Here is a 1295-nt window from a genome sequence, read left to right as displayed (position 1 = left end):
CGGGGTCAGATTGAGGAACCCCGGGTTTCATGGACACTCTAACAGAGGTCAGCATGCCTCGGGAGGATAGCCATGGAGAACGAAACAGCCAGACTGCGCACAGTGTTCTCGGATGAGTTTAAGCGGCAGGCGGTCGTTAGGTTGCGGCAACGAGAGCAAACTGCGACCGACCTGGCACTGGAACTAGGTATTCGCCGTAACCTGCTCTACAAATGGGCCAGGAAATTTGATCAGCTGGTTCCGGATGAGAAATTCCGAATCCCGGGGCGTCCACGCTTGGACGAGGAGGATGAAGTGACGCAACTGCGGCGCCGGTTGGCTAAGGCCGAGGAAGAACTGGACATCCTAAAAAAGTTCGATGCGTACTTAACTCGCCTAGCGAAGTGAAGTACGCCTATATCGACCGCTACCGCCGCGAGTTTGCCGTCAAGTCATTATGCCGGGCGCTAGACATCAGTCGCAGCCGTTATTACGCCTACAAGGCGGCGCCACAGAGCTTGCATAGCTTGGAAGATATGGCCTTGCGGCAGGAGATTGTTCGCGTGCACACGGAACACCGCTGGATTCCGGGTTCAGTCAAGACCTGGCGCCTGCTCAATGGGCAAGGCGTTCGTTGCGGCAAACACCGCATTGCCCGGTTGCGTAAGCTCGACGGGGTGAAATCCAACCGCAGCCGTCGTGCTCACTCCAAACAAGCCAAGGACCGCTCGCAGCCACCGGCCCCCAATCTGGTGCAGCGTCGCTTTCAGGTTGGGCTGCCGAACCAGGTCTGGGTTGGTGACATGACGATGATACGCACCAAAGAGGGATTCCTGCATCTGGCGGTAGTCTTAGATCTGTTTGCGCGTCGGGTAGTGGGCTGGTCGATGCATGATGCCCCGGTCGTCGCGTTGCCGACCGCAGCACTTCAGATGGCTATTGATCAAAGAAAACCTGCACCGGGCCTCATCTTCCACAGTGACCAAGGCAGCGCCTATGGATCGCACGACTATCGAGAGTTGATGGGGCGACATGGCTTGCAGGCCAGCATGAGCCGCAAAGGAAACTGTCACGACAATGCCGTGGCCGAGAGTTTCTTTTCAAGCTTGAAGAATGAACTGATACATGACCGGATCTTTCCGACCCGCGCTGAGGCGGCAGCGGTCGTCAACGACTACATTGCGGTGTACTACAATCAAATGCGTCTGCACCAAACCTTAAGGTACCAGACACCGGTAAAAGTCGAGGCACAATTCTGTGTGCCTATTTAACTGTCCGGGAAATCCGGGATACCTCAGATCCGACATTCGGACACG

General features: G+C 56.2%; 2 protein-coding genes. Both read left to right on the top strand.

Annotated elements, in window-relative coordinates; translation table 11 throughout:
* Positions 1–72 precede the first annotated feature (72 nt).
* Positions 73–387 (top strand): transposase, encoded by a 315-nt coding sequence (locus tag ACCD07_RS32255; protein ID WP_353403268.1) that lies wholly within the window; start codon positions 73–75, stop codon positions 385–387.
* Positions 384–1250: an IS3 family transposase gene (locus ACCD07_RS32250; RefSeq protein WP_413449690.1), complete on the top strand. Its 867-nt coding sequence runs from the start codon at positions 384–386 to the stop codon at positions 1248–1250. The genes ACCD07_RS32255 and ACCD07_RS32250 overlap by 4 nt, the downstream gene beginning before the upstream one ends.
* Positions 1251–1295 lie beyond the last annotated feature (45 nt).

Source organism: Duganella sp. Dugasp56 (assembly GCF_047304105.1).
Classification (GTDB): Bacteria; Pseudomonadota; Gammaproteobacteria; order Burkholderiales; family Burkholderiaceae_D; genus Rugamonas; species Rugamonas hordei.
The sequence above is the reverse complement of the archived record's forward strand: the minus strand, read 5'-3'. Positions and strand labels throughout refer to the sequence as shown.